The 3,392-nt window shown below is 70.0% G+C and carries 2 protein-coding genes and 1 pseudogene; 1 reads left to right on the forward strand and 2 read right to left on the reverse strand.

Annotated elements, in window-relative coordinates:
* A partial coding sequence (gene ligA, locus G6027_RS08970) for an NAD-dependent DNA ligase LigA (RefSeq protein WP_182636871.1) occupies nt 1–2,189 on the reverse strand: 2,189 nt, incomplete at its 3' end.
* A gap of 59 nt (nt 2,190–2,248) precedes the next feature.
* Here ligA and G6027_RS08975 point away from each other — a divergent pair.
* Nucleotides 2,249–2,944 (forward strand): exonuclease domain-containing protein, encoded by a 696-nt coding sequence (locus G6027_RS08975; RefSeq protein WP_182636872.1) that lies wholly within the window; start codon nt 2,249–2,251, stop codon nt 2,942–2,944.
* An 11-nt stretch (nt 2,945–2,955) separates the two neighbouring features.
* Here the strand turns inward: G6027_RS08975 and G6027_RS08980 are convergent.
* Nucleotides 2,956–3,392: pseudogene (locus G6027_RS08980) on the reverse strand (cobalamin-independent methionine synthase); the annotation flags it as partial.

Here is a 3,392-nt window from a genome sequence, read left to right on the forward strand (position 1 = left end):
GGGTCGGCGGGCTCGGGGTCGGCGGCCTCGGGGTCGGCGGCGGGCTCCTCCCGCGCCGGGCCGTTCTCCAGCAGCTCCACGAAACCGGCCTCGTCGAGGATGGTCAGCCCCAGCTCATCCGCCTTGGCCGCCTTCGACCCCGGATTGTCCCCCACCACCACGTAGTCGGTCTTCTTGGACACCGAGCCCGAGGCCTTACCGCCCCTGGCGATGATCGCCTCCTTGATCCCGTCGCGGGTGAATCCCTCGAGGGATCCGGTCGCCACGATGGTCAGGCCCTCGAGGGTGCGTGGGATCGACTCGTCCCGTTCATCGGCCATCGACACGCCCGAGGCCGCCCATCGGTCGACGATCTCGCGATGCCAGTCCACGTCGAACCACTCCACCACCGAGGCCGCAATGGTCGAACCGACGCCGTCCGTGTCCGCGAGCTCCACCTCGGAGGCGGCGCGGATGTCCTCCATGGTGCCGAACCGGGTGGCCAGTGCGCGCGCGGCCGTCGGTCCGACATGGCGGATGGACAGAGCGACCAGCACCCGCCACAAGGGCCTGTCCCTCGCCGTCTCGAGATTGGCCAGCAGCTTGCGGCCGTTCTCGTTGAGCACGGTGCGCTCCGGCTCGGCACCCTCCTCGACCTGCTTGCGGGTCGCCTTGTCCAGTCGGGTGTAGAGGGAGGTGCGGAGGAGATCGGCCTCGGTGAGGTCGAACAGACCGGCCTCGTTGTCGAGCACCCCGCTGGAGAGTAGATCGGAGGATCCCTCATAACCGAGCGCCTCGATGTCGAGCGCGTTTCGCGATGAGAGGTAGAACAGTCGCTCACGGAGCTGTGCGGGACAGGACCGCTGGTTCGGACAGCGCCAGTCCGCGTCCCCCTCCTTCGCCGGCGCCAGGACGGTCTCACACTCGGGGCAGCGCTCGGGAAAGACGAACTCGCGCTCGGTTCCGTCCCGGCGCTCCACCACCGGGCCGAGGACCTCCGGGATGACGTCCCCGGCCTTGCGGATCACCACGGTGTCACCGATCAGCACACCCTTGCGCTTGACCTCGGTCTGGTTGTGCAGGGTCGCCAGCGAGACCGTGGAGCCGGCGACGAGCACCGGTTCCATGTGGGCGAACGGGGTGACCCGTCCGGTACGACCCACGGAGACACGGATGTCGAGCAACTCGGTCATGACCTCCTCGGGCGGGTACTTGTAGGCGATCGCCCACCGCGGTGCCCGCGACGTCTGACCGAGTCGACGCTGGACGGCCCGGTCGTCGATCTTGACCACGAGGCCGTCGATCTCGTGCTCGGGGTCGCCCCTGTGGTCACCCCAGTACCGCATCCGCTCGAGCACCTCGTCGACCCCGGTCGCCGGGGCGGTGTGGGGGGAGACGGGCAGGCCCCAGTCCGCGAGCGCGAGATAGACGTCGTGGAGGCTGCCGAAGGTCGCGCCCTCGACCGCGCCGAGGCCATGGCAGTACATCCCGAGGCGTCGCTGGGCGGTGATCGCCGGGTTCTTCTGCCGCAGTGACCCGGCAGCGCTGTTGCGGGGATTGGCGAACGGTGGCTTGCCGTCTGCCACGAGCCGCGCATTGAGATCGGCGAAGTCCTCGAGCCGGAAGAACACCTCTCCCCTGACCTCGAGCAACGCGGGGACGGGGCGGTCCTTCGTCGGAGTGAGGGCGACCGGGATGTCGTCGATCGTCCGGGCGTTGAGCGTGACGTCCTCCCCCGTGCGGCCGTCACCGCGGGTGGCCGCGCTGACCAACCTCCCCTCGCGGTAGACCAGGTCGAGCGCCACCCCGTCGATCTTGACCTCGCACAGGAATTGCAGGTCCTCCGCGGGGATGTGCGCCTGCTCGACCGCAGAGTTCACCCACGCGCGCAGTTCTTCCTCCGAGAACACGTTGTCCAGGCTCGTCATCCGTTGGAGGTGCTCCACCGGCGCGAAGTCGGTGGAGAAACCACCGCCCACGAGCTGTGTCGGGGAATCCGCCGTCCGCAGCCCGGGGTGCTGTTCCTCGAGCGCCTCCAGGTCGTGGAAGAGCCTGTCGAACTCGGCGTCGGAGACGATGGGGGCGTCCTTGACGTAGTAGCGGAACTGGTGATCCCGCACCGTCTCCGCGAGGTCGGTCCACGCCTGCCGTACCTCCGTAGGGATGTCCCCGGTGCCGACGGGCTCGTTGCTTCGACTCGCTTGGCTCACGAGGACAGGGTAGTGCGACACGTGCCCTGCGTGTCGGGGCGCTGGCCTACGGTGACCGCATGAACCCAGAGATCATCATCCCCGTCTCCCTCGACCGGAACCGCCTGCTGGCCTTCGACCTGGAGACCACCGGGCCCGATCCCCGTACCGCCCATGTCGTCACCTCGGCCCTCGTCGCGATCGACGGGCCCCGCAAGGTGGAGGTCAACTGGATGGCGGATCCGGGCATCGACATCCCGGAGGGCGCCACGGCGGTCCACGGCATCACCACGGCCCAGGCCAGGCAGCACGGAAGGCCGCATGCGGAGGTGGTGGCCGAGACCATCGCCGGGGTCCGGACGGGGTGGCGGGAGGGGCGGACCCTGGTGGTGTTCAACGCCGCGTACGACCTCACCATCCTCAGGAGATGGGACCCCTCGTTCGAGGTGCTCGGCCCGGTTCTCGACCCCTATGTCGTCGATCGGGCGACCGACCCGTACCGCAAGGGCAAGCGCACCCTCGAGGCCCTGTGCGCCCACCACGGCGTGCGGTTGGACGGTGCGCACGAGGCCGCGGCCGATGCGCACGCGGCGGCCCGCCTGGCGTGGAAGCTACTCGGCTCGCTCCCCGAACTGGCCGGTGCGGACTGGCGCGCGGTCAACGCGCAGCAGGCGCAGTGGCACGAGACCCGGCAACGCGACTTCGCGGCCTATCTCGAGCAGTCGGGCAAGGACGCCTCGGATGTCAACACACAGTGGCCGATCGCCGTCGCGTAGATCGGACCGAGCTACTCGGCCAGCCGCGGGGCGGCCTCGGACACCCGACGTACCGACGCCAATGCCTCCACCGGGGTGAGGCGGCCCGAGGTCATGTCGTCCACGGTCGGTGTGAGTACCAGCTGCCCCAACCCGGCGTATCGGGGTGCGCTGAGGCGCTCGAGCAATGCGAGGATCGCGGACACATCGCGTTCCACCTCCGGGCCGGAGCGGGGCGGCCGCGGCGACCCCGGCAGTCCCTCGAGTTGGAGGATCCGCCCTCCACCGAGGACTGTGCCGGCGGCGTCGAGCGCGGGATGGGAGGTACCCGAGTGGAGGAGTTCAGCCGGGACGCAGAGCCCGTCGAGGGGCGCCTCACCGTCCGGGGTCTGGGCGACCGCGGACCACCTCGCCGGCGCCTCGGGTCCGGTGCCGGCGGGGACGCGGACGATCACCTCGGCCACCCCGT

The sequence above is a fragment of the Dietzia sp. SLG310A2-38A2 genome (genome assembly GCF_014145095.1).
In the GTDB taxonomy this organism is placed as follows: domain Bacteria; phylum Actinomycetota; class Actinomycetes; order Mycobacteriales; family Mycobacteriaceae; genus Dietzia.

Excerpts from the sequence above, each read along its gene's own strand:
- G6027_RS08975 (WP_182636872.1), top strand. The coding sequence starts at position 2,249 with ATGAACCCAGAGATCATCATCCCCGTCTCCCTCGACCGGAACCGCCTG.